Genomic DNA, 26,362 nt, shown 5'->3' on the forward strand with positions numbered 1-26,362 from the left:
AAGACCCCCAGCCCTGCTGGGGGTTTTGCTTTTTGCCGCCCCTTCACCTTTCCCCGCCAAATACCCCGTCTACACTCGAAGCATTCATCCGCTCCATAACGAGACGGTTATGCCCAGACTGTCGGCCATGCTCCTGCTGGCGCTGCTTACCTGGACCGCAACGGCTGGCGCACTGACTCTCACCGACGAAGAACGTAGCTGGCTCAAGACTCACCCGGAACTGCGCCTGGGCGTGGATGCCTCCTGGCCACCTTTTGAGTTTCGCGACGAAGAAGGCCGCTACCAGGGCCTGGCGGCCGACTATATCCAGCTGATCCAGGAACGCCTGTCCATCAGCCTCAAGCCTATAGAACCTGCCAGCTGGACCGCCGTTCTCGAAGACGCCAAGCAAGGCAAGCTGGACCTGCTACCGGGGATCATGTCGATCCCCGAACGCCAGAGCTACATGGCCTTCACCCGCCCCTACCTCGACTTCCCCATCGTGATCCTGGCCCACAAAGGCGGGGCACAGCCCCGAAATCTCGATGACCTGTACGGCCTCAAGATTGCCGTAGTGGAGAACTACGCCCCTCACGAGCTGTTGCGCTCCCATCACCCGGACCTGAACCTGGTGGCCATGCCGAACGTCAGCTCGACCCTGCAAGCCCTGGCCACCGACAAGGTCGATGCCGTGGTCGGCGACCTTGCCTCCAGTGTCTGGAGCCTGCGCCAGCTCAAGCTCGAAGGCCTCTACGTCAGCGGCGAGACGCCCTACCGCTACCAGCTGGCCATGGGCGTGCCTCGGGACAGCAAGATCCTGGTAGGCATTCTCGATAAGGTCCTGGCCGATCTCAGCCCGGACGAAATCAGCACGATCCAGCAACGCTGGGTGGGCAGTGTGCTCGATCACCGGACATTCTGGCGGGACGTACTGGTCTATGGCCTGCCTGGCCTACTGCTGCTGGTCACCGTGCTGGCCGTGGTCATTCGTATCAACCGTCGCCTGAGCTCGGAAATCTCCCGCCGAGTCGCCCTGGAGCAGGAGTTGCGCAGCAGCGAATACCACTACCGCAGCCTGGTCGAAAGCCTCTCTGCCATCGCCTGGGAAGCCAATATCAGCGACTTCACCTACAGCTACGTCTCGCCCCACGCCGAGCCGCTGCTGGGTTACCCCCTGGCCCATTGGTTGATCCCCGGGTTCTGGCGCAACATCATCCACCCCGCCGACCTGACCCGCGCCCAGGCGTTTTGCGATCTGGCGGTACAATCCGGACGCGACCACAGCCTCGATTACCGGGTGATCACCGCCGATGGCCGCTGCCTGTGGGTCCGCGACATCGTCAGCCTGATCGAGCACGGCCATGAGCCGGTGATGCGCGGCCTGATGATCGATATCAGCGAAGCCAAGCACACCGAAGAGGCCCTGCGCCTGTCCGAACAAAAGTTCGCCTCGGTGTTCCAGCAGTGCCCGGACATCCTGGTCATCGCCCGCTTGTCCGATGGCTGCCTGCTGGAGGTCAACAAGGCATTCGAGGAACAGATCGGCCTGAGCGCCGCCCAGGTGATCGGCCAGACCGCCACCCAGCTCAACATCTGGGGCATCCCGGACGTCGGCCCCAGCCTGTTGCAGCGCCTGCAAGCCGGGAGTATCCGCAACCTGGAAATGTCCTTTCGGCGCCACAACGGCCAATTGTTCACCGGGCTGATTTCCGCCGAACCTTTCGATCTGGACACCACAGCGGCGCTGGTGGTGGTGGTCCGGGACATCAGCCAGCTCAAGGAAACCCAGCAGCGGCTGCAGACCTCGGAAGAAAAGTTCGCCAAAGCCTTCCACGCATCGCCGGACGGACTGCTCCTGAGCCGGCAGCAAGATGGCCTGCTGCTGGAGGTCAACGAGGGCTTCGGGCGCATCACCGGCTTCAACAGCGTCATGTCCCTGGACCGCTCGACCCTCGACCTGGGAATCTGGGTCAACCTCAACGAACGCAAGCGCATGCTCGAACTCTTGCAGCGGGACGGTTTCGTGCGTGACTTCACCTGCCATATCCGCCGCAGCGATGGCCAGATCCGCCTTTGCGAGCTCTCCAGCCGGCCGCTTCCCATCGGCGATGACGACTGCATGCTGACCATCGCCCGGGACATTACCGATCGCCAGCTGATGCAGGAGAAACTGCAACTGGCTGCCACCGTCTTCGAAAGCACCGCCGAAGGCGTCATGATCACCGACACCCAGCAACGCATCAGTGCAGTCAACCGAGCCTTCAGTGAAATCACCGGCTACAGCGAGAAAGAGGCCCTGGGACATACTCCGCGCCTGCTGGCTTCAGGGCTGCATGACAGCGCCTTCTATGCGGCGATGTGGCACCAGCTGACCCTGGAAGGACACTGGCAGGGGGAGATCTCCAACCGGCGCAAGAACGGCGAACTCTACCCCAACTGGCTGACGATCAACGCCGTGCGCAACCAGGAACAGCAGATCACCCACTTCGTCGCGGTGTTCGCCGATATCTCCAGCCTCAAGCACGCCCAGGCAAGGCTCGACTACCAGGCCCACCACGATCCGTTAACGGGCCTGCCCAACCGCACCCTGTTCGAAAGCCGGTTGCTGGCCGCACTCAATAACCAACAGGACAACGGCGGCCAGGGTGCGGTGCTGTTCCTCGACCTGGACCGCTTCAAGCACATCAACGACAGCCTTGGCCACCCCGTGGGGGACCTGCTGCTCAAGGGCATTGCCGTACGCCTCAAGGAGCAACTGCGTGACATCGACACGGTGGCCCGGCTGGGCGGGGACGAGTTCATCATCCTGCTGCCAGGCCTGCACCAAGCCAGCGACGCCGACCACATCGCCGGCAAGCTGCTGAACTGCTTCAACGCACCGTTCCAGGCCGGGGAGCACGAGTTCTTCATCAGTGCCAGCATCGGCACCAGCCTTTACCCCAAGGACGGCAGCGATGTCGCCACCCTGATCAAGAACGCCGATGCCGCGATGTACCGCTCCAAGGCCAAGGGGCGCAACCGCGTGGAACGCTACACCCGCGACCTGACCGCCCAAGCCAGCGAGCGCGTGGCCCTGGAACATGAACTGCGCCGGGCGATCGAGCGCAATGAACTGACCTTGTACTTCCAGCCCAAGATCAGCCTCCTCAACCACGAGCTGGTGGGCGCCGAAGCACTGATCCGCTGGCGCCACCCCAGCTTCGGCGAAGTACCGCCGGAACACTTCATCCCCCTGGCCGAAGAAAACGGCATGATCCTGCCAATCGGCGACTGGGTCCTGGAACAGGCCTGCCAATACCTGCACGACTGGAACCAGCGCTACGAGAACTTCGGACCGCTGTCGGTGAACCTGGCCGGCGCACAACTGCGCCAACCCAACCTGCTGGGGCGCATCGAGCAATTGCTGGACGACTACGACCTGCAACCTGGCCTGCTGCAACTGGAAATCACCGAAAACTTCATCATGAGCCAGGCCGAGGAAGCCCTGGAGGTCCTGCATCAGCTCAAGCGCCTGGGCGTGCAACTGGCCATCGACGACTTCGGCACCGGCTACTCGTCCCTGAGCTACCTCAAGCGCCTGCCCCTGGATTTCCTCAAGATCGACCAATCCTTCGTCCGCGGCCTGCCGGACGACCCCCACGACGTGGCGATCGTGCGCGCCATCATCGCCCTGGGCCGCAGCATGCAATTCACGGTGATCGCCGAAGGCGTGGAAAACCAGGAACAACAGACCTTCCTCACCCTGGAAGGCTGCGAACAGATCCAGGGCTACATCGTCAGCCTGCCCCTGGAAGCGGAGGAGTTCTGCGCCAGCTTCCTGCAGATCCGCGTTTCCGATTTTTCGGATAGCACAGCCGAGAAACCATCGTTATAATCCGCCGCCTACTGAGGGCCTATAGCTCAGTTGGTTAGAGCAGAGGACTCATAATCCTTTGGTCCACGGTTCAAGTCCGTGTGGGCCCACCATCTTCGAAGCCGCGCATTGCGCGGTTTTTTCATGCCTGAAATCTGCCTGCTTCACCCATGGCCACTGAATCGCCAGCTTAAATCCCGCTGTTTTCCCGCCGTCATATCGATGTCCAACCAGGACAAAAGACGCCTCGGGGTCTTTCACGATAAGAAAGGGATTTATCGATGGTTGAGATTACGCGCCGATCACTCATGGGGCTGGCATCCGCCCTGCCGCTGCTGTCACTGCCAGGCTGGAGCCAGGCTGCCGAACCCACCCCATCGTCGGTACCACCAACGGCCACCGATGTCCTGATCAACTTCAACGAGAGCCCCTGGGGCCCCTCTCCTGCCAGCCGCCAGGCCATGCAGCAAGGCATCGCCCTCAGCGGTCGCTATCCCTACAAGATCCAGTACCGGCTCAACGCGCTGTTCGCCCGCCAGCAGGGCATTCCCGAGGATCATGTGCAGAGCTTCTGCGGCTCCAAGGCCGCATTGCAGCACGCGGTCGTGGCTTTCACCCAGGACGCGAGCCTGGTCATGGCCACACCCTCCTACGAGGCTCCCAGGGAAGCTGCCGAGGGACGCCAGGCCAAGGTGCATGAGGTGCCGCTGGACGCCAACCACGCCCACGACCTGCAAGCGATGCTCGCCGTCGACCCGGCGCCGGGCCTGATCTACCTGTGCAACCCCAACAACCCCACCGGCACCCTGACACCACGCCAGGCCATCGAGCAGGCACTGACACGCCTGCCCAAGGGGGCGGTCATGCTGATCGACGAGGCCTACATCGACTTCTCCACGGCCAGCACCTGCATCCCGCTGGTCAAGGAGCACCCGCAGCTACTGGTGCTGCGCACCTTCTCCAAGATCTACGGCATGGCCGGGGCTCGCTTGGGGCTAGCCGTGGGCCAGCCGGCGCTGCTCGAGCGCCTGGAAACCTACGGCGGCTACAACGTGCCGGCGGCGTCGACCTTGCTGGGAGGGCTAGCCAGCCTGGAAGACCCGCACCTGCTGGCCGAGCGCAAGCGACACAACCAACAATTGCGCGACGCGACCATCGCCTGGTTGCAGCAACGCGGGTTCAACTGCACCGCCTCCCAGGCCAACTGCTTCATGGTCGATGTCCAGCGCCCGGCCCAGGACGTGGTGGATGCCCTGGCGGCACGCCAAGTGAAGATCGGTCGGGTCTGGGACAGCTGGCCGAACTGGGCACGGGTCAGCATCGGCGACGAGCAGGACATGCAGCGCTTTCGCCACGCCTTCGCCCAGGTCATTCCCGCCTGAGCCCGCGTCGCCCAAAGGCAGCTCCCGGCGACGAGCGGCGGGCCGTGGGAGACGCTAACATGTGCGCTCCCCGACCACCGCGCTGGAGCCCATCTTGTCCGATAGCCGTCCTCCCGTTCTCGACGAAGTCGACCGTCAGCTGATCGCCGCCCTGCAAATCAACGCACGCGAAAGCGTGGCGATGCTGGCCCGGCAACTGGGCATCGCCCGTACCACCGTGACCTCGCGCCTGGCGCGCCTGGAAAAGGCCCGGGTCATTACCGGCTATGGCGTACGCCTGGGCCAGCGGGTGATCGATGGCGGGTTGCAGGCCTATGTCGGCATCAAGGTCCAACCGCGCTCCGGCAAGGAAGTCCTGCGCCGCTTGAGTGGCATGGCCCAGGTCCAGCAACTGTGCGCGGTCAGTGGCGAATTCGACTACGTGGCCTGGCTGCGCACCGAATCCCCGGAACAGCTGGATCAACTGCTGGACCAGATCGGCAGTGTCGACGGCGTGGAAAAGACCACCACCTCGATCATCCTCAGCAGCAAGATCGATCGCGGGCATGCGCTCTAGGGCCTGGCAAGACTTCGTCAACATGCTCGAATAATTCGTCATATTGATAAATAACAATGCATAACGACGACAGTTTGCGTCTTATTTACGAGCACACCCCTCTCTAGAATGGCTGCCATCTTTTCCTATACTCAGCATTTCGCTGAGCCGCCCGCCAAGGTCAGCCATGAACAAGAACAATCGCCATCCTGCAGACGGCAAGAAACCGATCACCATCTTCGGCCCGGATTTCCCTTTCGCCTTCGATGACTGGATCGAGCACCCCGCCGGCCTGGGCAGCATTCCCAAGGCCCAGCACGGCGCCGAAGTGGCGATCGTCGGCGCCGGCATCTCCGGGCTGGTTGCAGCCTATGAATTGATGAAGATGGGCCTCAAGCCAGTGGTCTACGAAGCATCGAAAATGGGCGGCCGCCTGCGTTCGGAAACCTTCGAAGGCGCCGACGGCATCATCGCCGAGCTGGGTGGCATGCGCTTCCCGGTGTCCAGCACCGCCTTCTACCACTACGTCGACAAGCTCGGCCTGGAAACCCGTCCTTTCCCCAACCCGCTGACGCCAGCCTCGGGCAGCACCGTGGTCGACCTGGAAGGCACCAGCCACTACGCCGAGAAGATGGACGATCTGCCGGAAATCTTCCGCGAAGTGGCCCGGGCCTGGGCCGATGCCCTGGAAGACGGTGCACGCTTCTCACAGATCCAGGACGCCATCCGCGAGCGCGACACGCTCAAGCTCAAGGCCCTGTGGGACGAGCTGGTGCCCAAGTGGGACGACCGCACCTTCTATGACTTCGTCGCCACCTCCAAGGCGTTCTCGCAGTTGTCCTACCGCCACCGCGAAATCTTCGGCCAAGTAGGCTTCGGCACCGGCGGCTGGGACTCGGACTTCCCCAACTCCATGCTGGAAATCTTCCGCGTGGTGATGACCAACTGCGACGACCACCAGCACCTGGTGGTGGGCGGCGTCGAACAAGTGCCCCGCGGCATCTGGAGCCACATCCCGGAACAATGCGCCCACTGGCCGGCCGGTACCTCCCTGGCCAAGCTGCACAACGGCGCACCGCGCCCCGGCGTGAAGAAGATCGCCCGCGCCGCCGATGGCACCTTCGCCGTTACCGACTACTGGGGCGATACTCGCCACTACGCGGCGGTATTGGCCACTTGCCAGACCTGGCTGCTGACCACCCAGATCGAGTGCGAGGAAGCGCTGTTCTCGCAGAAGATGTGGATGGCCCTGGACCGCACCCGCTACATGCAATCGTCGAAGACCTTCGTCATGGTCGACCGGCCATTCTGGAAGGACAAGGACCCGCAGACCGGTCGCGACGTGATGAGCATGACCCTCACCGATCGCCTGACTCGCGGTACCTACCTGTTCGACAACGGCGACGACAAGCCAGGGGTGATCTGCCTGTCCTACTCCTGGATGAGCGATGCCATGAAGATGCTGCCGCACCCGGTGGAAAAACGTGTGCAGCTTGCGCTGGACGCATTGAAGAAGGTCTACCCGAAGGTGGACATCGCCGGCCACGTCATCGGCAACCCGATCACCGTCTCCTGGGAGGCCGACCCGCACTTCCTCGGTGCCTTCAAGGGCGCGCTGCCGGGCCACTACCGCTACAACCAGCGGATGTATGCACACTTCATGCAGGACGACATGCCGGCCGAGCAGCGCGGTATCTTCATCGCTGGCGACGATGTGTCCTGGACCCCAGCCTGGGTCGAAGGTGCGGTACAGACCTCCCTCAATGCGGTGTGGGGCATCATGAAACACTTCGGCGGCGCCTCCCATCCGGAGAATCCGGGACCGGGCGATGTGTTCAACGAGATAGGCCCTATTGCCCTGGCCGATTGAGCCACACCGGGGCCGGCCGACCCGGCGCCTGCAAAGGCGCCAAACGGGCTTGGCCCGAGCCTGTGGTAGCGGCGAAGATAGCCGCCACCGCAAGTCAGAGGAGTGAAGAACATGCGTGTCGCCCTGTATCAGTGCCCTCCACAGCCGCTGGACGTAGCCGCTAACCTGCATCGGCTGCAGCAGGTGGCCACGCAGGCCAGCGCAGTCGACCTGCTGGTGCTGCCGGAAATGTTCCTCAGCGGCTACAACATCGGCCTGGAGGCCGTCAGTGCGCTGGCCGAGCCCCAGGACGGCCCGGCGGCCCAACGTATCGCCGCCATCGCCCAGTCCACCGGGATGGCCATTCTCTACGGTTATCCGGAGCGCAGCGCCGATGGCCAGATCTACAACTCCGTGCAATTGATCGACGCCAGCGGCCAGCGCCTGTGCAACTACCGCAAGACCCATCTGTTCGGCGACCTGGACCATTCGATGTTCAGCGCCGGCGCAGACGACTTCCCCCTGGTGGAGCTCAACGGCTGGAAGCTCGGCTTCCTGATCTGCTACGACATCGAGTTCCCGGAGAACGCCCGGCGCCTGGCCCTGGCCGGCGCCGAACTGATCCTGGTGCCGACGGCGAACATGATTCCCTACGATTTCGTCGCTGATGTCACGATCCGTGCCCGGGCCTTCGAGAACCAGTGCTACGTGGCCTATGCCAACTACTGCGGCCAGGAAGACCAGATCCGCTACTGTGGCCAGAGCAGCATCGCGGCCCCGGATGGCAGCCGCATCGCCCTGGCCGGGTTGGACGAGGCCCTGATCATCGGCACCCTGGACCGAGCACTGATGAACGAATCCCGGGCGCTGAATCGCTACCTGGCCGACCGTCGTCCCGAGCTTTACACGGCGCTGGGCAAGCGCTGATCCCGGGATATCCGCTAGCATGGGCACCTCTCTGTCCTGGATGTGCCCATGCCCGCGCCGAACCACCCCCTGCCCCACCTGGAAACCCTGGCCAACGGCCTGCAGGTTTCCGTGCGCCATGCCCCTCACCTCAAGCGTTGCGCCGCAACGTTGCGGGTCGCCGCTGGCAGTCATGACGTACCACCGGCCTGGCCGGGCCTGGCGCACTTCCTGGAGCACCTGCTGTTTCTCGGCACCGAGCGGTTTCCTGCCGATCAGGGGTTGATGGCCTATGTTCGCGCCCAGGGCGGGCAACTGAACGCCAAGACCTGCGAGCGCAGCACCGAGTTCTTTTTCGAACTGCCGGCCAATGCCTTCGCCGCAGGACTGGAGCGCCTGTGCGACATGCTCGCCCGGCCCCGCCTGGACCTCGCCGAACAACGGCGCGAGCGCGAGGTGCTGCATGCGGAATTCCTCGCTTGGTCCCGCGATGCCACGGCCCAACGCCAGTTCGCCTTGTTCGACGGCCTGTCCGCGGCCCATCCGCTGCGGGCCTTCCATGCTGGCAATCGCTACAGCCTGAACCTGGCCAGCCCCGCCTTCCAGCAAGGCCTGCGGCAATTCCATGATGATTTCTACCAGGCCGGACAGATGACCTTGAGCCTGGCCGGGCCACAGCCTGTGGCCGAACTCAGGGCCCTGGCCGAACTTTACGGCGCAGGCTTGCCAGCGGGCCAACGCCGGGAGCAAGCGCCCCCACCGCCTTTGCTGGCCACTGGACCCAACCCTTATCAACGATTGAACGGCCAGCGCCTGGACCTGGTGTTCGCCCTTGAAGAGTTGCCGCAGGGCGCCGATACGGCGCTGGACTTCCTCTGTACCTGGCTGCAATCGGGCAAACCCGGCGGCTTGCTCGCCAAGCTCCAACAACAGTCACTGGCCCACAGCCTCAAGGCCCAGGCGCTGTATCAGTTTGCCGGCCAGGGGCTGCTGCACCTGGAATTGCAGTTGAACCAGGCAAGCTGCGAAGCGCAGCAACAGGTTCGCCAATTGTTGCTGGACTGGCTGGGGTTCTTCACCGCCCAGGGCGACTGGCCGCCATTGCGCGAGGAGTACGCCCTGTTGCAACAACGTCGCGTGCAGGTCGGCAGCGCCCTGGAACTGGCACGCCGGGATAGCAGCCATACCGCCCAGGACCTGGACGACTGCGGGCTTGCAGCCCTCAAGGCCTTGCTGCGGCAATTGCAGCCCCAGGCTGTGGACAGTTTCAGTGGCGATTGGCAGCTGCCACCTGCCAACCCCTTCCTGCGCAGCCCCACAGAGGCGCCCCCGGCGGGCCTGATTCGCGGACAGAGCAGCAAACACCGCGGGTTGCGCACCTTCGCCCAGGACCGTAGCCGAGGCCGACGCGAGCACTCGGCCCTGAGCTACAGCCAGGCATTGCCCGCCGATAGCGGCGAAGGGCAATTACTGTTGCGCTGGCGCCTGGCCACAGCAATCCCGAGCGGCTGGCACCAGCGCTTGCAGCGCAGCCTGGGGGCTCTGGCCGACGATTCCCGGCAAGCCGGGGTGGAGCTGAGCTTCACAGCCTCTGGCACAGACTGGCTACTGCAACTGCGCGGCCTGCACCAGCCCATGCCCGCAGTGCTGCAACAGGCCTTGCAGCAGTTGGCACAACCCGCGCCGGCGTTCTGGCAGGCAGGCCAAGGCAACGACGAGACGCCGCCAATGCCCCTGCGCCAACTGCTCAAGGCCTTCGCCGAACAACCCCTGCCCGACAGTGGCGAAGCCTTGACCGCCGAGGCCCTGCAAGCACTGTGGGACCAGGCCCGCTGGGACGGATTGGCGGTCGCCTTGCCGGCCCACATGCAAGATGCACTGGCCCGATCTCTACAACGAATGCCCGGCACCGCGGATACCCAGCTGAGCCAGGCGCTGCTGGCGCAAACCGGCCATGCCTGGCAGACGGTGTCCATGGACAGCGCAGAGCAGGCACTGCTGCTGTTCTGCCAAAGCCCATCGAGCCTGCTGGCCGACGAAGCGGCCTGGCGCCTGCTGGGGCAACTCTGCCAGACCCCGTTCTACCAGCGCCTGCGGGTCGAGCTGCAACTGGGCTACGGCGTCTTCAGCGCGGTGCGCCAACGCGATGGCCGCACCGGCCTGCTGTTCGGCGTGCAGTCGCCCAACAGCAGTCTCATCGAGATCCTGGGCCACCTGGAACAGTTCCTCCAGCAATTGCCCGAACGTTTGCAGGCTCTCGATGCCCAGGCCTGGGTCGAACAGCGCCAGGCCCTGGCCCAGCAGTTGCAGCCAGCCCAGCTGCCCCTGGAACAGGCGGCACAACTGCTGTGGCAAGCACGCCTGGCCGGCCATCCGTCGGACTATCTGCAACAACTGCAGGCCAGCATCGAAGCCCTGACGCCCACCGCGGTGATCCGGGCCGCCCAGCAATTGCAGCAGGCGACCGGAGGCTGGAAGGCCCTGGCCAACGGCCCTTGCCCGGGTTCGCCCTGGCAAGCGGCAACATGATCATTACCGGCGCTGTAATGAGCTTTCTTGAAGAATTGCGGACAACCCATTATGGGAATTTAGTAAGATAGCCGCCTAAGCATCTGAACATCTCCGCCCGGAGGTGGACTATATGTATAGGCAGCACCCGTCCCACCCACCTCAATGGAGCACTTTCATGACTTGGTCCAAACCTGCTTACACTGATCTGCGCATCGGCTTCGAAGTCACCATGTACTTCGCCAGCCGCTGATTTCTGACCTCGGTCGGAACATCCAGCGCAACGCCTCGGCCCGTCCGGGGCGTTTTCATTTTCAGTCGTCCACAATCTTCAAGTCACAGCCCAGGGAGCGTCCATGTTTGTCCAGATTCTAGGTTCCGCCGCCGGCGGTGGTTTTCCGCAGTGGAACTGCAACTGCGTGAACTGCGCGGGATTTCGCGACGGCAGCCTGCGCGCCCAGGCCCGTACCCAGTCGTCCATTGCAATCTCCGATGACGGGGTGAATTGGGTGCTGTGCAACGCCTCCCCGGATATTCGCGCCCAACTGCAGGGCTTTGCCCCCATGCAACCCGGCCGAGCCCTGCGCGATACCGGGATCAGCGCCATCATCCTCATGGACAGCCAGATCGACCACACCACCGGCCTGCTCAGCCTGCGCGAAGGCTGCCCGCATCAGGTCTGGTGCACCGACATGGTCCACGAGGACCTGAGCACCGGCTTCCCGCTGTTCAAGATGCTCAGCCACTGGAACGGCGGCCTGCAATGGAACCGCATCGAACTGGACCAGAGCTTCAGCGTGGCTGCCTGCCCCAACCTGCGCTTCACCCCACTGCCCCTGCGCAGCGCCGCACCGCCCTACTCGCCCCATCGCTTCGACCCGCACCCGGGCGACAACATCGGGCTGATCGTCGAGGACCTGCGCACCGGCGGCAAGCTGTTCTACGCACCGGGCCTGGGCAAGGTGGACGCGCCGCTGCTTCAGATCATGGCCGCCAGCGACTGCCTGCTGGTGGACGGCACCTTGTGGGAAGACGACGAGATGCAGCGCCGTGGCGTCGGCACCCGTACCGGCCGGGAGATGGGCCACCTGGCGCAGAACGGCCCCGGCGGTATGCTCGAAGTGCTGGAACAGCTGCCACGCCAGCGCAAGGTGCTTATCCACATCAACAACACCAACCCGATCCTCGACGAAGACTCCGCCGAACGTGCCGAACTGGTACGCCGAAAGGTGGAAGTGGCCTACGACGGAATGAGTATTGAGCTGTAGGGCCTATCCCCCACAAGCTCGGCCCCAGCGCCCTGGGGCCGTTTGCGCAACCGCGGGCCCGCCCGCGACCAGGCCAAGCCCCGGAGAACCCAGATGACCGACACCCCGCTGTCCCCCGCCGAATTCGAACAGGCCCTGCGCGCCAAGGGCGCCTATTACCACATCCATCACCCCTACCACGTGGCGATGTACGAAGGCCGGGCCAGCCGCGAGCAGATCCAGGGCTGGGTCGCCAACCGCTTCTACTACCAGGTGAACATCCCCATGAAGGATGCGGCGATCCTCGCCAACTGCCCGGACCGGGAAGTACGCCGCGAATGGATCCAGCGCCTGCTGGACCATGACGGCGCCCCTGGCGAGGACGGTGGCATCGAGGCCTGGCTGCGCCTGGGCCAGGCCGTGGGCCTGGACCCGGACCAGTTGCGCTCCCAGGAGCTGGTATTGCCGGGGGTGCGCTTCGCCGTGGATGCCTACGTCAACTTCGCCCGGCGCGCCAGTTGGCAGGAAGCCGCCAGCAGCTCCCTGACCGAACTGTTCGCCCCGCAGATCCACCAGTCGCGCCTGGACAGCTGGCCCCAGCACTATCCGTGGATCGACCCGGCCGGCTACCAGTACTTCCGCACGCGCCTGGGCCAGGCCCGGCGAGACGTGGAGCACGGCCTGGCCATCACCCTGCAGCACTACACCACCCGCGCGGGCCAGGAGCGCATGCTGGAAATTCTCCAGTTCAAACTGGACATTCTTTGGAGCATGCTCGACGCCATGAGCATGGCCTATGAACTGAACCGCCCGCCTTATCACAGCGTCACCGAGCAGCGGGTCTGGCACAAAGGGATCACCTTATGAGTTTCGATCGCAGCAAAACCCCACGCTGGCGCCCCGGCTACCGCTTCCAGTACGAGCCGGCGCAAAAGGGCCATGTCCTGCTGTACCCCGAGGGCATGATCAAGCTCAACGACAGCGCCGCCCTGATCGGTGGTTTGATCGACGGTGAGCGCGACGTGGCAGCGATCATCGGCGAACTGCAGGTGCAGTTCCCCGGGGTCGCCGAGCTCGGTGACGATATCGAGCAATTCATGGAGGTCGCCCGTGCCCAGCACTGGATCGAACTCGGCTGATTCCAACGTGCCCGCCAAGCCGGAGATCGGCCTGCCGCTGTGGCTGCTGGCCGAGCTGACCTATCGCTGCCCGCTGCAATGCCCGTACTGCTCCAACCCGCTGGACTTCGCGGCACAGGGCAAGGAGCTCGATACTGCCCAGTGGCTCAAGGTGTTTCGCGAGGCCCGGGAGATGGGCGCCGCGCAGCTGGGCTTTTCCGGCGGCGAACCGCTGGTGCGCCAGGATCTGGCCGAACTGATCGGTGAGGCGCGCAAGCTGGGGTTCTACACCAACCTGATCACCTCCGGCATCGGCCTCACCGAGCAGAAGATCAGCGACTTCAAGAAGGCTGGCCTGGACCATATCCAGATCAGCTTCCAGGCCAGCGACGAGCAGGTGAACAACCTGCTGGCCGGCTCCAAGAAGGCCTTCGCGCAGAAGCTGGAGATGGCCCGAGCGGTGAAGGCCCACGGCTACCCGATGGTGCTGAACTTCGTCACCCATCGGCACAACATCGACAAGATCGACCGCATCATCGAACTGTGCATCGCCCTGGAAGCCGACTTCGTCGAATTGGCCACCTGCCAGTTCTATGGCTGGGCCCAGCTCAATCGTGTTGGCCTGCTGCCAACCCAGGAGCAACTGGTGCGCGCCGAGCGCATCACCAACGAATACCGCGCCAAGCTGGAGGCCCAGGGGCATCCGTGCAAACTGATCTTCGTCACTCCGGACTACTACGAAGAACGCCCCAAGGCCTGCATGAACGGCTGGGGTAGCCTGTTCCTCACCGTGACCCCGGACGGTACGGCCCTGCCGTGCCATGGTGCCCGCCAGCTGCCGGTGCAATTTCCCAATGTGCGCGAGCACAGCATGCAGCACATCTGGTATGAATCCTTCGGCTTCAACCGCTTTCGCGGCTACGACTGGATGCCCGACCCGTGTCGCTCCTGCGACGAAAAGGAACAGGACTTCGGCGGCTGCCGTTGCCAGGCCTTCATGCTGACCGGCGACGCCAGCAATGCCGACCCGGTATGCAGCAAGTCGCCGCACCACGGGATGATCCTCAAGGCCCGGGAAGAGTCCGAAACCGCCACCCAGACCATCGAGCAATTGGCATTTCGCAATGAACGAAACTCACGCCTCATCGCCAAGGGTTGAACCCTTCAGTGCCAGCCAGGCCACCGCCGCTGGCGTCGACTTCGCCGAACTGCAACTGACGCCCCAGGGCCTGTTCTGGAATGAATATCGCCCAGAAGATGCCAGTTGCCGGATCTGGCACTGGCATCAGGGCCAGGCTCGTTGCCTGATCCCACCCGGCTTCAGTGCCCGCAGCCGGGTCTACGAATACGGCGGTGGTGCCTTCTGCATCGGCGCCGACAGCCTGCTGTTCGTCAACGACGAGGACCAGCAGCTGTATCGCCAGCCGCTGGCCGGTGGCACTCCCGTGGCGCTGACCCGGGGCGACTGCCGCTATGGAGATGTCCAGCATTACGCCGGCCAGGTCCTGGCCGTAGAGGAATGCGATGACCGCCATCGCTTGCTGGCCATCGATATCGAAACCGGGCACCAGCATCTGCTGGCCGCCGGTGCCGATTTTTATGCCGCGCCCACCCTGAGCCCCAATGGCCAGCGCCTGGCCTGGATCGAATGGGACCGCCCCCATCAGCCCTGGACCAGCACTCGCCTGATGCTCGCCGAACGCCAGGCCGACGGTCGCTGGGGAGCGCCGCGTTGCATGGCGGGCGACAACGCCCAGGAGTCGTTGCAGCAACCGCGCTTCGACCGCGATGACCGACTGTGCTGCCTCACCGATCGCCAGGGCTTCTGGCAACCCTGGATCGAGTCGGGCAACGGCCTGCGGGCCTTGCCCTGTGCAGCGGCGGACCATGCCCCGGCCCCGTGGCAATTGGGTGGCTGTACCTGGCTGCCCCTCGGCGAAGAGACCTGGCTGGCCAGCTGGACCGAAGCAGGCTTCGGCCGCCTCGGCTTGCACCGAGCGGATGGCTCGCACGATGATTTCACTGGCGACTACAGCCGTTTTCGCAGCCTGGCGGTGGATGCACACCACATCTATTGCATCGCTGCCTCGCCCATCAGTCCCTCGGCGGTGATCGCCATCGACCGCGAGACTCACCAGGTCCGGGTACTGGCCGGTGGCGTCGCCCCCTTACCGGCACACAGCATCAGTCGGCCGCAAACACTGTGCTACGCCAGTGGCGATGGCCAGGCCCATGGTTTCTTCTATCCGGCCATGAATGGCGTACAGCGCCCACCCCTGGTGGTGTTCATCCACGGTGGCCCGACGTCGGCCTGCTATCCGATGCTCGACCCTCGTATCCAGTTCTGGACCCAGCGTGGCTTTGCCGTAGCCGACCTGAACTACCGGGGCAGCACGGGTTATGGCCGTGCCTACCGCCAGGCGCTGCACCTGCGCTGGGGCGAAGTGGACGTGGAAGACGCCTGCGCCGTGGTAGCTCACCTGGCCGAGCAGGGCCTGATCGATCCGCGGCAGGCATTCATTCGTGGCGGCAGCGCCGGGGGCTATACCACCCTCTGCGCCCTGGCCTCGCGCCAGGTCTTCTGTGGCGGCGCCAGCTTGTATGGCGTCAGCGATCCCCTGGCCCTGGCCCGCACCACCCATAAGTTCGAAGGCGACTACCTGGATTGGTTGATCGGTGATCCCGAGCAGGATCGCGAGCGCTACCTGGCGCGTACGCCGTTGCTGCACGCCGGTCAGATCCGGGTACCCGTCGTGTTCTTCCAGGGCGAGCTGGACGCCGTGGTGGTCCCCGAACAAACCCGGGTCATGCTCAGGGCCCTGCAAGAGCAGGGGCTTGCCGCCGAGGCCCATTACTACCCGGAAGAACGCCACGGTTTTCGCAAGGCCGCAAACCAGGCCCACGCCCTGGAACAGGAGTGGCTGTTCTACCGCAAGGTGTTGCAGGCGCAGCACTGAATATCAGGCCCGCCTGGAGCGGGCCTGATGCTTTCTAGCGCTTGGCGATGATGTACACCGCATGCACGATACCGGGGATGTATCCGCACAAGGTCAACAGGATGTTCAACCAGAAGGCGCCGCCGAATCCCACTTGCAGGAACACGCCAAGGGGCGGCAACAGGATGGCGAAGATAATGCGGATCAGATCCATGGATGGCTCCAGACAGAAACGGCTCGGATGAGCCCTACCTGCAATCGACCCTGGCCTCTGGCCAGGGTTCAGCACAATTGCCAACCGGTCTATGGCCCGCTCAAGCGAGGACCTCGCCCCTGTGTTTGTGCACGGTGCCCAGCAGCTTGAGAGCCAGGCCACTGGGGGGGTATCGCCATTCGGGTCTGGAAAAAACAGAGACAAAAAAACGCCCCGTGCGAAAGATCGGACACGGGGCGATGCGTTATACCGCGAGACGGTTCAGGAATGCTGTTAGCGCAGGGTTGGGTGAGGTCCGGACAAATAGTCCAGCACCCGGAATAACGTCGGGGCCAGGCCGCTGCAATGAGGGATGCCAGCGAGGATCGCCTGGCGATCTTCGACACTCTCGGGGCCTGCATCCTGTTCGGCGCTCAACCACCCCTTGGGGCGCGACTGCAAGAGCGCCTCGATGCTTTGCAGGTCGCTCTGCAGCAAGCATTGCAAGCCAATGGCGCGCTCCTGCCAGATAAACCCCTGGTTGGCACAAGCCGCAGAGCGATACAGCGGCAAGGCGCCCTTGGGCAGATCGAAGCTCTCACCATGCCAATGGAACGCCATCAAGCGTTCCGGCAACGCCAGTCCCAGGGGCGAGTCCTGGGCGCTGGGGTACTTCTCCACGGGCCACCAGCCAATCTCGCTAGCAGCGCAGGGGCGGACCTGGGCGCCCAGGGCCTGAGCCAGGAGCTGGCCACCCAGGCCGATGCCCAGTACTCGTTTGCCGGCAGACAATGCCTTGCGCAGCAGGCGTTTTTCCGCAGCCAGCCAGGGCGCCTTCGCCTCATCATGGACACTCATGGGGCCGCCCAGGAGGATCAGCAGGTCGAAGCTGTCCAGTCGCGGCAAACGGGCATGGGCATGCAGGTGGCAGATGTGTACGGCCGTGGCTCGCTCCAGCAGCCACTGACTGATACGGCCCGGGCCAGCGGCCGGGGAATGCTGCAGGATCAGTACACGCATCAGACGGCCACTCCCTTGCGACATTGCAATTGTGCGGTGCGGACCCGGGCAAAGGCCCTGGACAGGCGCAGCAGCATCTCGTCGATATTGCCCTTGCTCACGGTCAGCGCCGGAGTGAAACGCAGGCAGTCCGGTTGCACGGCGTTGAGCAGCAGTCCTTCCTGCAATGCAGCCTTGACCACCGCGTGCGCCGAATCGTCTGCCAGGCTCATGCCCCAGAGCAGTCCCTGGCCACGGACCTGGCCCTGGGCGTAACGGCTGGCCAGGCGAGCCAGCCCCTGCCCCAGATACTGGCCATGGCTGCGCACCTGTTGCAGGAACCCCTGCTCCTGGAGGCAATCGAGCACCGCCAGGCCGGCCGAAGTCATCAGGGCATTACCGTGATGGGTGCCGTCGAGTTCGCCATGTTCGAAACAGCAGGCCTTGCCCCGGGCCAGCAGTGCCGCCAGCGGCACTCCACCGCCCAGGCCCTTGCCCAGGGCGATGATGTCGGCACGCACGCCATACAACTGCTCGGCGAGCAAGGTGCCGCAACGGCCGATACCGGTCTGGACTTCGTCGAAGATCAACAGGATGCCCAGCTCACGGCACAGCCGCTCCACGCCCTTGAGGTAATGCTCGGTGGCCGGTACGACCCCGGCCTCGCCCTGGATCGGTTCGAGCATGATCGCTACGGTTTGTGCGTCCACCGCTGCATGCAGGGCTGGCAGGTCATTGAACGGCACCTGGCTGAAACCCGGCAGGCGCGGTTCGAAACGATTGCCCGCGGCGCCACCGCCTGCCGCCGACAGCGCGGCAAAACCTCGACCATGGCAGGCCTGGCTGGCCGTGATGATCCCCGCCGCGCCACCACGATGGATCTGGCCCCACTTGCGGGCCAGCTTGATCGCCGCCTCGCAGGCCTCGCTACCACTGCCCAGCAGATAGGCCTGGTCGCTGCCGGTGCTGCGGCACAAGCGAGCGGCCAGTTTGAGCATGCCGCGGTTGTAGAACCCGGAGCCCGGGTTGATCAACGATTGCGCCTGGGCCGTCAGCGCATTGACCAGCACCGACGGGCTGTGGCCAAGGCTGTTGGCGGCTCCGGCCTGGGTGAAGTCCAGGTAGGTACGATCGTCGCTGTCCCAGAGCCAGGAACCCTGCCCCCGGACAAATACCGGCTGGGGGCGCTGGACGCTGGGCATCAGGCAATCGCTGGACAAGCTGTCGGCCATGGCGGCCGGGCTAGGGGCGATGGCCAGGTCGTCCAGGCTGGGCGGGGAGCGGCGCAGGCTGAACAGGTTCATGCCGGCAGCCCCTGGAGCCACATCCCAGGTCGGCTGGCAACTGGACGTTTGTCGCGGTTACCGAGCTGAGCACGGCCCGTATTTTTTGCCTTGCCTATGTAAATGCCATCGACCCGAACGGTACTCATCGCCTTGCGCGGCCCTGTAAGCCTTGTGAATAGGCGCTAGACTAGGCTTCCACGGGGCTTCGGGCCATTTCGATTTTTAAGCTTTTTCGATAAGAAATACTTATGGATTTTAAGCAACTGCGTTACTTCGTCGCGGTGTATGAAGAAGGCCATGTAGGGCGTGCCGCCGAGCGTCTTTCGATCTCCCAACCGGCGCTCTCCCAGCAGATCCGCCAGCTGGAACAGCACCTGGATGTCAGTCTGTTCGAACGCAGTAGCAAGCGCCTGTTGCCGACCCTCGCCGCCCATACCCTGTACAACCACGCACTGCCCCTGCTCGATGGCCTGCAACAGGCTCGCGAGGCCCTGCGCAACTTCAAGGGCCAGGCCCTGCGCACCCTGGCCATCGGCGTGCTGCAAACCGTGCACAGCAGCCTGGTACCACAAATGCTGGAACGGGTGCGCAAGGCCCAGCCACACCTGGTGGTGCAGATCTACGAATTGACCGGGCTGGAAATCGAACGGCGCCTGCTCAACGGTTCGCTGGACATCGGCATCAGCTATCTGCCACCGCGGCAACCGGGGTTGCATGGCGTTGCGCTGTACGAAGACGAGCTGACCCTGGTCATCCCCGAACAGCATCCCCTGCGCGAATTCAAGAAAGTATCCATGAGCCAGGCGGCCGAGCTACCGATGCTGTTGCTAGGGGAGGAATTCCAGATCCGCCAGATCTGGCAGGCACAACTGGCCAACCTGGGACGGCGTCCGCAGGTGCAAGCGGAATTGAATAATATGGCGGGGATTCTCGACAGCCTGCCTCATACCCGGCTGGCCACGGTCTTGCCGGGACGCTCCCAGCAGCAGCACGGCAACCGGGAATTGCTCTGGAAGCCCTTGAGCGAGCCCAGGGTGCCGCTGAAAGTCGGATTGGTGTGCCGTGACCTGCAGCGTCAGCAAGGAACGCTGGAATTGCTGCGTACGCTATTGGAGGACCCGCTGCATACCCAGGACGGACGCCTGAGTGGCCCGGCGCTGCCGGAAACCCTGGGCTGAAACAGCGAGAGGAAAAAATCCGGGCAAAAGAAAACCCCGCCGAAGCGGGGCTTTGCAGACTGTTTCCCTGACATCCATTTCACTCCACCATCCTGGCGGAATCCTACGTGTCCGTGTTGTTGCTTTGCGCTTCCTGCGCGACGTCCATGTAACGTAGATTAGCTGTACCCCTTATCCACCGATATGGGCGAACTGCAGCACGTGATGTAAGAGATGACTTACAGGCACTTTGCCCGATCAAAACTGCTCCGCAGGCAACAGGAACAGTGATTCGCTACCGGCCTTGACCGAAGCGCTCAGGGAATGAATACGCGGCAGCAGGCGAGCGAAGTAGAAACGCGCTGTTCCCAGCTTGCTGGCATAAAAATCATCGTCCTGCTCCTTGCCCAGGGCCGCCTTGGCCATCAGTGCCCACATGTAGGCATAGGCCGTGTAGCCGAATACCTGCAGGTACTCCACGGACGCTGCGCCAATCTCGTTGGAATTGGTCGCCGCGCGATCCAGCACCCAGGCGGTCAGCTCATCCAGGTTGTCCAGTGCCGCATTGAGCGGACGGACGAACTCATCCAGCGTGGCATCGGCGGTCGCGGTGAAGTGGCGGATCTCCTCGGCAAACAGCTTGTAGAACGCACCGCCGCTACCAACGATCTTGCGCCCTACCAGGTCCAGGGCCTGGATACCGTTGGTGCCCTCATAGATCTGGGTAATGCGCACGTCACGCACCAGTTGCTCCTGGCCCCACTCGCGGATGTAACCGTGGCCACCAAAAATCTGCTGGCCATGGACCGTGGTTTCCAGGCCCAGGTCCGTAAGGAATGCCTTGGCGACGGGGGTCAGCAGGGCCACCAGGCTCTCCGCACGCTTGCGGGTGTCGGTATCCTCGCTGAATTTGGCGGTATCCAGTTGCATCGCCACATAAGTGGAGAATGCCCGACCGCCTTCGTTGGCCGCTTTCATGGTCAGCAGCATGCGGCGCACGTCCGGGTGGACAATGATCGGATCGGCAGGCTTGTCCTTGGCTTGCGGGCCGGTCGGTGCACGGCTCTGCAGGCGGTCACGGGCGTACTCCACCGCGTTCTGGTAGGAACGCTCGCCAGTGGCCAGGCCCTGGATGCCCACCCCCAGGCGCTCGTAGTTCATCATGGTGAACATGGCCGCCAGGCCCTTGTTCGGCTCGCCCACCAGGTAACCCAGAGCCTGGTCGAAGTTCATCACACAGGTAGCGGAAGCCTGGATGCCCATCTTGTGCTCGATCGAACCGCAGCTCACCAGGTTGCGCTCGCCCAGGCTGCCATCGGCGTTGACCATGAACTTGGGCACCAGGAACAGCGAGATGCCCTTGGGACCAGCCGGTGCATCCGGCAGCTTGGCCAGCACCAGATGGATGATGTTTTCCGTCAGGTCGTGTTCGCCACCCGTGATGAAGATCTTGGTCCCGGTGATCGCATAGGCGCCATCGGCCCGTGGCTCGGCCTTGGTGCGGATGATCCCCAGGTCGGTACCGGCGTGAGGCTCGGTCAGGCACATGGAACCGGCCCAGACACCGGCATACATGTTCGGCAGGTAAGTGGCCTTGAGCTCTTCGCTGGCGTGGGCATTGATCGATAGGCACGCCCCGGCAGTCAGCATCGGGTACAGGCCAAACGCGAGGCTGGCGGAGTTGACCATTTCCTCGACCTGGGCCGATACCACCTTGGGCATGCCCATGCCACCGAACTCGGGATCACCACCGACCCCGACCCAGCCGCCCTCGGCGTAAGTCTGGTAGGCCTGTGGAAAACCTTCTGGAGTGGTGACCGTAGTATCGTTCCAGCGGCAGCCCTCTTCATCGCCACTGCGGCTCAGCGGGCCGATGCTCCTGGCGGTGACTTTGCCCGCTTCTTCCAGGATCGCCTCGACGGTCTCGGCATCCACCGTTTCTGCCAGCGCCGGCAACTGGCCCCAGAGTTTGTCGACCTCGAAGACTTCATTGAGGACGAAGCGCATATCGCGCAGGGGCGCTTTGTAGTCAGCCATGGCAAACCTCGCAAGATCTAAAGACAAGCGGGCCGGAGTGGGCCCATTTACGGAGAGTCGAGTGTACCCGAACAACTTTTGAGACACATAGGGTCATCTGGTGACCGTTTTGTAATTTTTAGTCAATAACTGGCAATAGCATGACAAGGCCGGCCGAGAGCGGGGCTTTTGACAGATGTGACCGTTTGTCTAACAGCTGAAAAGTGCTACCGGCAGACGGACCTTGGCCCCTGGCAGCAGTCGATGGAAATCAAGAAACGTTGGGGGCCGGCCTGGCCAGCGCACGGTGGTGCTGGGCGCACCGGCATCGGCGTTTGCGGCAACAGGTCATTGCAACCTACTGCCGCCATCCAGGCCTGCCAATGATCGTACGGGCGCTGAATACGCCGCCATCACCTAACCTGCGGCCGCGTCCATCCGCACTGCGCCGCGCCGGTTCTGCCCAAAGGCCATCACGCAGTTACGCCCCGCGCCCTTGGCGCTATAGAGCGCCTGGTCGGCAGACTTGAGCACTTCCTCGGGAGTCCGGTGCTCCATCAGCCGCTCGGCAACGCCGATACTGATGGTCACCGACACGCTGGAAGCCCCTGCGGCGCCACGGCGCTGGCGACCTTGCTGGTCGTCCTGGGGACGATTTTCCTGGTTGCGCAGCTGGATGTTATAGCCGGCGATGATCTCGCGGATCATCTCCAGGTGCGGCATGCATTCATCCAGGCTCTTGCCGGCGAACACCACGGCGAACTCCTCGCCGCCATAACGATAGGCCCGGCCGCCACCGGTGACCTTCGACAACTTGCTGGCCACCAGGCGCAGCACCTGGTCGCCTACGTCATGGCCATGGGTGTCGTTGAATTTCTTGAAGTGGTCGACGTCGGTCATGGCCAGCACGTAGTTGCGCCCCAGCCGCTGCATGCGTTCGTTCAGGGCTCGGCGCCCCGGCAGCCCGGTCAACTCATCCCGAAAGGCCATCTGGTAGGCCTCGTGGGCCACCGCAGAGGCAATCATCAACATCACCTGGCTGCACATGATGTTCAGGGTGAAGGGCAGGATGAACGTCTTGGGCAGCATCCAGAACAGCCCGAGCAAGCCCACCAGTTGTGCCGCATGCAGCGGCCGTGGGCTGCGCCAGTACTGGATCGCCAACAGCAGGAAGGCGGCGAAGAACACCGGATAGGACAACTGGATCAGGCTCATCCAGCTGCCATGCAGGGCTGGCCAGCGAATCTCTGCCAACCAGGCCAGCAGCGCCTGGGGATAACTTTGCTCCAGGCCCAGGGCCACGCTGCCGAAGGCGAGCAACACGGCGAAGCGCGCCACCATGTCCTGGAACAGATGCGTGCGCTCCTGCCAGGCAGCGAACAAACCGAACAACAAGGGCAGCAACAGGCAGCACAGGTGGAATACCACCGCGGCATCCTCACGGACCCGGCCATTGTCCCGGTAGAAGTCGGTCTGGGTATCGAGCAGGAAGTAGGCGATGTACACCGTGACCATCAGGAACAGCTCGCGCTGGCGTCGATACACCGCGCAATACGCCCCGCCGAGCAACAGCACCAGGGTCGGCAGCACGTTGAACAGCGAAGTGAAGAATACGTTGAGGTCCTTGACGTAGGCGGCCGCCAGCCCAGCAAGCAGAAGCAGTAAAGACGGAAGAAAGTGACTGAAACGTACAGCGGAAGAACGCGGCAAGGGTAAAACTCCAACCCGGCTTATCAGTAGATGGCATTGTGCCTTCATTACAGAAGTTAAGCACATGCGATGTGACAGGCGTCACATTGCCACCTCTGTAACGGCAGGGAATCGCTTCAGCTTAGCGTTTTAGTCGGGAATTTTTACCGAAGGTCCGCAGATGCAAAAAAGCCGCTCGCCCCGAGGGGCGAGCGGCTTCACAGTGGAGCCGGACAGGCTTAGTAAGCCAGGCCGAAATCCTCTTCCTTCATGTCCATCAGGTTGTTGGCGCCCGACAGCATGGTGGCGACATGAGTGCGAGTACGCGGCAGGATGCGCTGGAAGTAGAAGCGCGCGGTCTGCAGCTTGGCGGTGTAGAAGGCCTCTTCGGTGGTGCCGGCAGCCAGCTTCTCGGCCGCCAGGCGTGCCATGTCGGCCCAGAAGTAGGCCAGGCAGGCGTAACCGGAGTACATCAGGTAGTCCACCGAAGCAGCACCGACTTCTTCACGGTCCTTCATCGCGGCCATGCCCACTTTCATGGTCAGCTCGCCCCATTCCTTGTTCAGTGCCGCCAGCGGTGCCACGAATTCCTTCACGGCTTCGTTGCCTTCGTTGTTCTGGCAGAACTTGTGGACGATCTTGGTGAAGCCCTTCAGCGCCTCGCCCTGGGTCATCAGCACCTTGCGGCCCAGCAGGTCCAGGGCCTGGATACCGGTGGTGCCCTCGTACAGCATCGAGATGCGGCTGTCGCGAACGTTCTGCTCCATGCCCCACTCGGCGATGAAACCGTGGCCACCGTAGATCTGCACGCCGTGGTTGGCGGACTCGAAGCCCACCTCGGTCATGAAGGCCTTGGCGATCGGGGTCATGAAGGCCAGCAGGGCATCGGCCTTCTTCTTCTCTTCTTCATCCACACCGTACTTGACGATGTCCACCTGCTTGGCGGTGAAGTAGACCATGGCGCGGTTGCCTTCGGCGAACGCCTTCATGGTCAGCAGCATGCGACGTACGTCCGGGTGCACGATGATCGGGTCGGCAGCCTTGTCCGGTGCTTTCGGGCCGGTCAGCGAGCGCATTTGCAGGCGGTCGCGAGCGTATTTCAGGCCACCCTGGAAACCGATCTCGGCGTGGGCCAGGCCTTGCAGCGCGGTACCCAGGCGAGCGGTGTTCATGAAGGTGAACATGCAGTTCAGGCCTTTGTTCGCCGGGCCGATCAGGAAACCGGTGGCCGCGTCGAAGTTCATCACGCAGGTGGCGTTGCCGTGGATACCCATCTTGTGTTCCAGGGAACCGCAGCTCACGGCGTTACGCTGGCCGACAGAGCCATCGGCGTTGGGCAGGAACTTGGGCACGATGAACAGCGAGATACCCTTGGTGCCGGCCGGGGCGTCCGGCAGGCGAGCCAGTACGATGTGGACGATGTTGTCGGCCATATCGTGTTCACCGGCGGAGATGAAGATCTTGGTACCGGTGACTTTGTAGGAACCGTCGGCCTGAGGCTCGGCCTTGGTGCGCAGCATGCCCAGGTCGGTGCCGCAATGTGGCTCGGTCAGGCACATGGTGCCGGTCCACTCGCCGGTCACCAGCTTGGTCAGGTAGGCGTCTTGCTGCTCAGGCGTACCGTGGGCGGAAATGGTGTTCATCGCGCCATGGGACAGGCCTGGGTACATGCCCCACGACCAGTTGGCCTCGCCGACCATTTCGCTGACCGCCAGGCCCAGCGACTCAGGCAGGCCCTGGCCGCCGTGTTCGACGTCGTGGGCCAGGCTTGGCCAGCCGCCTTCGACGAATTGCTTGTAGGCTTCCTTGAAGCCGGTTGGGGTCTTAACGCCAGATTCACTCCAGGTGCAACCTTCCAGGTCGCCCACACGGTTCAGCGGCGCCAGCACCTGCTCACAAAACTTCGCACCTTCCTCGAGAATGGCGTCAACCATGTCCGGAGTGGCGTCCTGGCAAGCCGGGAGGCTCTGATAGTGCGCCTCATAACCAAGCAGCTCGTCACGAACGAAGCGAATATCACGCAAGGGGGCCTTGTAGTCAGGCATAGCGATAAACCTCTGCTGATGTAACCGGGAATGAACAACCGCGTTGAGTTTTTATAGCGGTCAAACAGTTGTTTGAAACATACGTTTACGCCCAAATCTTGTCAAGCGTCGGACAAATACCTTTCGTCATCGGCATGTAACACCCGCGTAGGCCAAGGCCCACGGCACTGCCATGAAGTGTAGAAGCCGGCTAGTCGGCAATCAGTCAGCGCAAGAATTCAGCCGAGGACATGGCATAAAGACAGGCATGAAAAAGCCCGGCCCCCGAAAACGGGGGCCGGGCTTCGACGAAAGGACAATCAGGCGTAGGTGTCGATCAGCGTACCGAGGGCTTCATCCGAGGCCTTGGCGACCTTGACGCCCAGTTCCACCTGGAACTTGCCGGCGGACATTTCCACCACGCTGCTGGCCACGTCCGACTCCTGGCTGCGGTCCACACCGCGCAGGCGGTTGACCTGAAGCTCCGACGACTGACTGCCCGCGGAGCGGTCGACAGCGGTGCTGGCAATCTGGCCAGCGGCTTGATCGACACGATTCTGCCCGGCCTGAATCGCGTTCAGCCCGGCGTAGAAAGCGCTGTTCCCGGAAATTTCCATGAGAGAACTCGACCTGGAAAATGAATGACGGGTGTCATTGAAGCAGACCCGTCAAGAAAACGCCCGTC

General features: G+C 63.3%; 20 protein-coding genes and 1 tRNA gene. 14 read left to right on the plus strand and 7 right to left on the minus strand.

The features are described 5' to 3' along the window. Positions 1–109 precede the first annotated feature (109 nt). From ATY02_RS33615 to ATY02_RS33675, 13 genes are all read left to right on the plus strand, one after another. The gene (locus tag ATY02_RS33615) at positions 110–3,853 is read left to right on the plus strand and encodes a bifunctional diguanylate cyclase/phosphodiesterase (RefSeq protein WP_068575613.1); all 3,744 of its coding nucleotides are present in this window, start codon (positions 110–112) and stop codon (positions 3,851–3,853) included. Between the two features lie 15 nt (positions 3,854–3,868). After that, positions 3,869–3,945: transfer RNA gene (locus tag ATY02_RS33620), tRNA-Ile, on the plus strand. A 168-nt stretch (positions 3,946–4,113) separates the two neighbouring features. Next, complete coding sequence (locus ATY02_RS33625) at positions 4,114–5,214, plus strand: pyridoxal phosphate-dependent aminotransferase (RefSeq protein ID WP_068575615.1); 1,101 nt, start codon at positions 4,114–4,116, stop codon at positions 5,212–5,214. Between the two features lie 94 nt (positions 5,215–5,308). Continuing rightward, positions 5,309–5,770 carry an Lrp/AsnC family transcriptional regulator gene (locus tag ATY02_RS33630; protein WP_068575617.1) on the plus strand — a complete coding sequence of 154 codons (462 nt, stop codon included), beginning with the start codon at positions 5,309–5,311 and terminating at the stop codon, positions 5,768–5,770. 166 nt (positions 5,771–5,936) lie between these two features. Next, a complete protein-coding gene (locus tag ATY02_RS33635) occupies positions 5,937–7,619 on the plus strand; it encodes a flavin monoamine oxidase family protein (protein ID WP_068575619.1) in 1,683 nt (560 codons plus the stop codon). A gap of 111 nt (positions 7,620–7,730) precedes the next feature. Further along, entirely contained in the window at positions 7,731–8,525 is a 795-nt protein-coding gene (locus ATY02_RS33640; RefSeq protein ID WP_068575621.1) for a carbon-nitrogen hydrolase family protein, read from the plus strand. 48 nt (positions 8,526–8,573) lie between these two features. Next, entirely contained in the window at positions 8,574–11,033 is a 2,460-nt protein-coding gene (pqqF, locus tag ATY02_RS33645; protein WP_068575623.1) for a pyrroloquinoline quinone biosynthesis protein PqqF, read from the plus strand. Between the two features lie 157 nt (positions 11,034–11,190). Beyond that, positions 11,191–11,265, plus strand: coding sequence for a pyrroloquinoline quinone precursor peptide PqqA (gene pqqA / locus ATY02_RS33650; RefSeq protein ID WP_003194766.1), 75 nt, complete (start codon positions 11,191–11,193; stop codon positions 11,263–11,265). Between the two features lie 103 nt (positions 11,266–11,368). After that, positions 11,369–12,280, plus strand: coding sequence for a pyrroloquinoline quinone biosynthesis protein PqqB (pqqB, locus tag ATY02_RS33655; RefSeq protein WP_022641450.1), 912 nt, complete (start codon positions 11,369–11,371; stop codon positions 12,278–12,280). A 93-nt stretch (positions 12,281–12,373) separates the two neighbouring features. Further along, positions 12,374–13,126 (plus strand): pyrroloquinoline-quinone synthase PqqC, encoded by a 753-nt coding sequence (gene pqqC, locus ATY02_RS33660; RefSeq protein WP_053137658.1) that lies wholly within the window; start codon positions 12,374–12,376, stop codon positions 13,124–13,126. Continuing rightward, positions 13,123–13,398 carry a pyrroloquinoline quinone biosynthesis peptide chaperone PqqD gene (gene pqqD, locus ATY02_RS33665; protein ID WP_022641451.1) on the plus strand — a complete coding sequence of 92 codons (276 nt, stop codon included), beginning with the start codon at positions 13,123–13,125 and terminating at the stop codon, positions 13,396–13,398. Before pqqC ends, pqqD begins: the two co-directional genes overlap by 4 nt. Then, positions 13,370–14,536 (plus strand): pyrroloquinoline quinone biosynthesis protein PqqE, encoded by a 1,167-nt coding sequence (pqqE, locus tag ATY02_RS33670; RefSeq protein ID WP_068575626.1) that lies wholly within the window; start codon positions 13,370–13,372, stop codon positions 14,534–14,536. Before pqqD ends, pqqE begins: the two co-directional genes overlap by 29 nt. Continuing rightward, a complete protein-coding gene (locus tag ATY02_RS33675; RefSeq protein ID WP_068575628.1) occupies positions 14,502–16,334 on the plus strand; it encodes a S9 family peptidase in 1,833 nt (610 codons plus the stop codon). The genes pqqE and ATY02_RS33675 overlap by 35 nt, the downstream gene beginning before the upstream one ends. A 34-nt stretch (positions 16,335–16,368) precedes the next feature. On the opposite strand, the gene ATY02_RS33680 is transcribed toward ATY02_RS33675, so the two are convergent. The 3 genes from ATY02_RS33680 to ATY02_RS33690 form a co-directional block, all read right to left on the minus strand. Continuing rightward, entirely contained in the window at positions 16,369–16,527 is a 159-nt protein-coding gene (locus ATY02_RS33680) for a YqaE/Pmp3 family membrane protein (RefSeq protein ID WP_011063854.1), read from the minus strand. Positions 16,528–16,800: 273 nt separating this feature from the next. Beyond that, positions 16,801–17,526 (minus strand): type 1 glutamine amidotransferase, encoded by a 726-nt coding sequence (locus ATY02_RS33685; RefSeq protein ID WP_068575632.1) that lies wholly within the window; start codon positions 17,524–17,526, stop codon positions 16,801–16,803. After that, positions 17,526–18,809, minus strand: a complete 1,284-nt coding sequence (locus ATY02_RS33690) for an aspartate aminotransferase family protein (RefSeq protein ID WP_068575634.1) — start codon at positions 18,807–18,809, stop codon at positions 17,526–17,528. The genes ATY02_RS33685 and ATY02_RS33690 overlap by 1 nt, the downstream gene beginning before the upstream one ends. A 230-nt stretch (positions 18,810–19,039) precedes the next feature. Between ATY02_RS33690 and ATY02_RS33695 the strand changes: the two genes are divergently transcribed. Further along, positions 19,040–19,969, plus strand: coding sequence for a LysR family transcriptional regulator (locus ATY02_RS33695; RefSeq protein WP_068575636.1), 930 nt, complete (start codon positions 19,040–19,042; stop codon positions 19,967–19,969). A gap of 237 nt (positions 19,970–20,206) precedes the next feature. Here the strand turns inward: ATY02_RS33695 and ATY02_RS33700 are convergent, their stop codons facing one another. From ATY02_RS33700 to ATY02_RS33715, 4 genes are all read right to left on the minus strand, one after another. Next, complete coding sequence (locus ATY02_RS33700) at positions 20,207–21,985, minus strand: acyl-CoA dehydrogenase C-terminal domain-containing protein (RefSeq protein WP_068575638.1); 1,779 nt, start codon at positions 21,983–21,985, stop codon at positions 20,207–20,209. 396 nt (positions 21,986–22,381) lie between these two features. After that, a complete protein-coding gene (locus tag ATY02_RS33705) occupies positions 22,382–23,674 on the minus strand; it encodes a GGDEF domain-containing protein (RefSeq protein WP_068575639.1) in 1,293 nt (430 codons plus the stop codon). Positions 23,675–23,892: 218 nt separating this feature from the next. Next, complete coding sequence (locus tag ATY02_RS33710) at positions 23,893–25,698, minus strand: phenylacyl-CoA dehydrogenase (protein ID WP_053137672.1); 1,806 nt, start codon at positions 25,696–25,698, stop codon at positions 23,893–23,895. A gap of 299 nt (positions 25,699–25,997) precedes the next feature. After that, entirely contained in the window at positions 25,998–26,294 is a 297-nt protein-coding gene (locus ATY02_RS33715) for a pyrroloquinoline quinone biosynthesis protein PqqE (protein ID WP_068575641.1), read from the minus strand. Between the last annotated feature and the right edge of the window lie 68 nt (positions 26,295–26,362).

It is taken from the genome of Pseudomonas sp. BIOMIG1BAC (assembly GCF_001705995.2).
Classification (GTDB): Bacteria; Pseudomonadota; Gammaproteobacteria; order Pseudomonadales; family Pseudomonadaceae; genus Aquipseudomonas; species Aquipseudomonas sessilinigenes.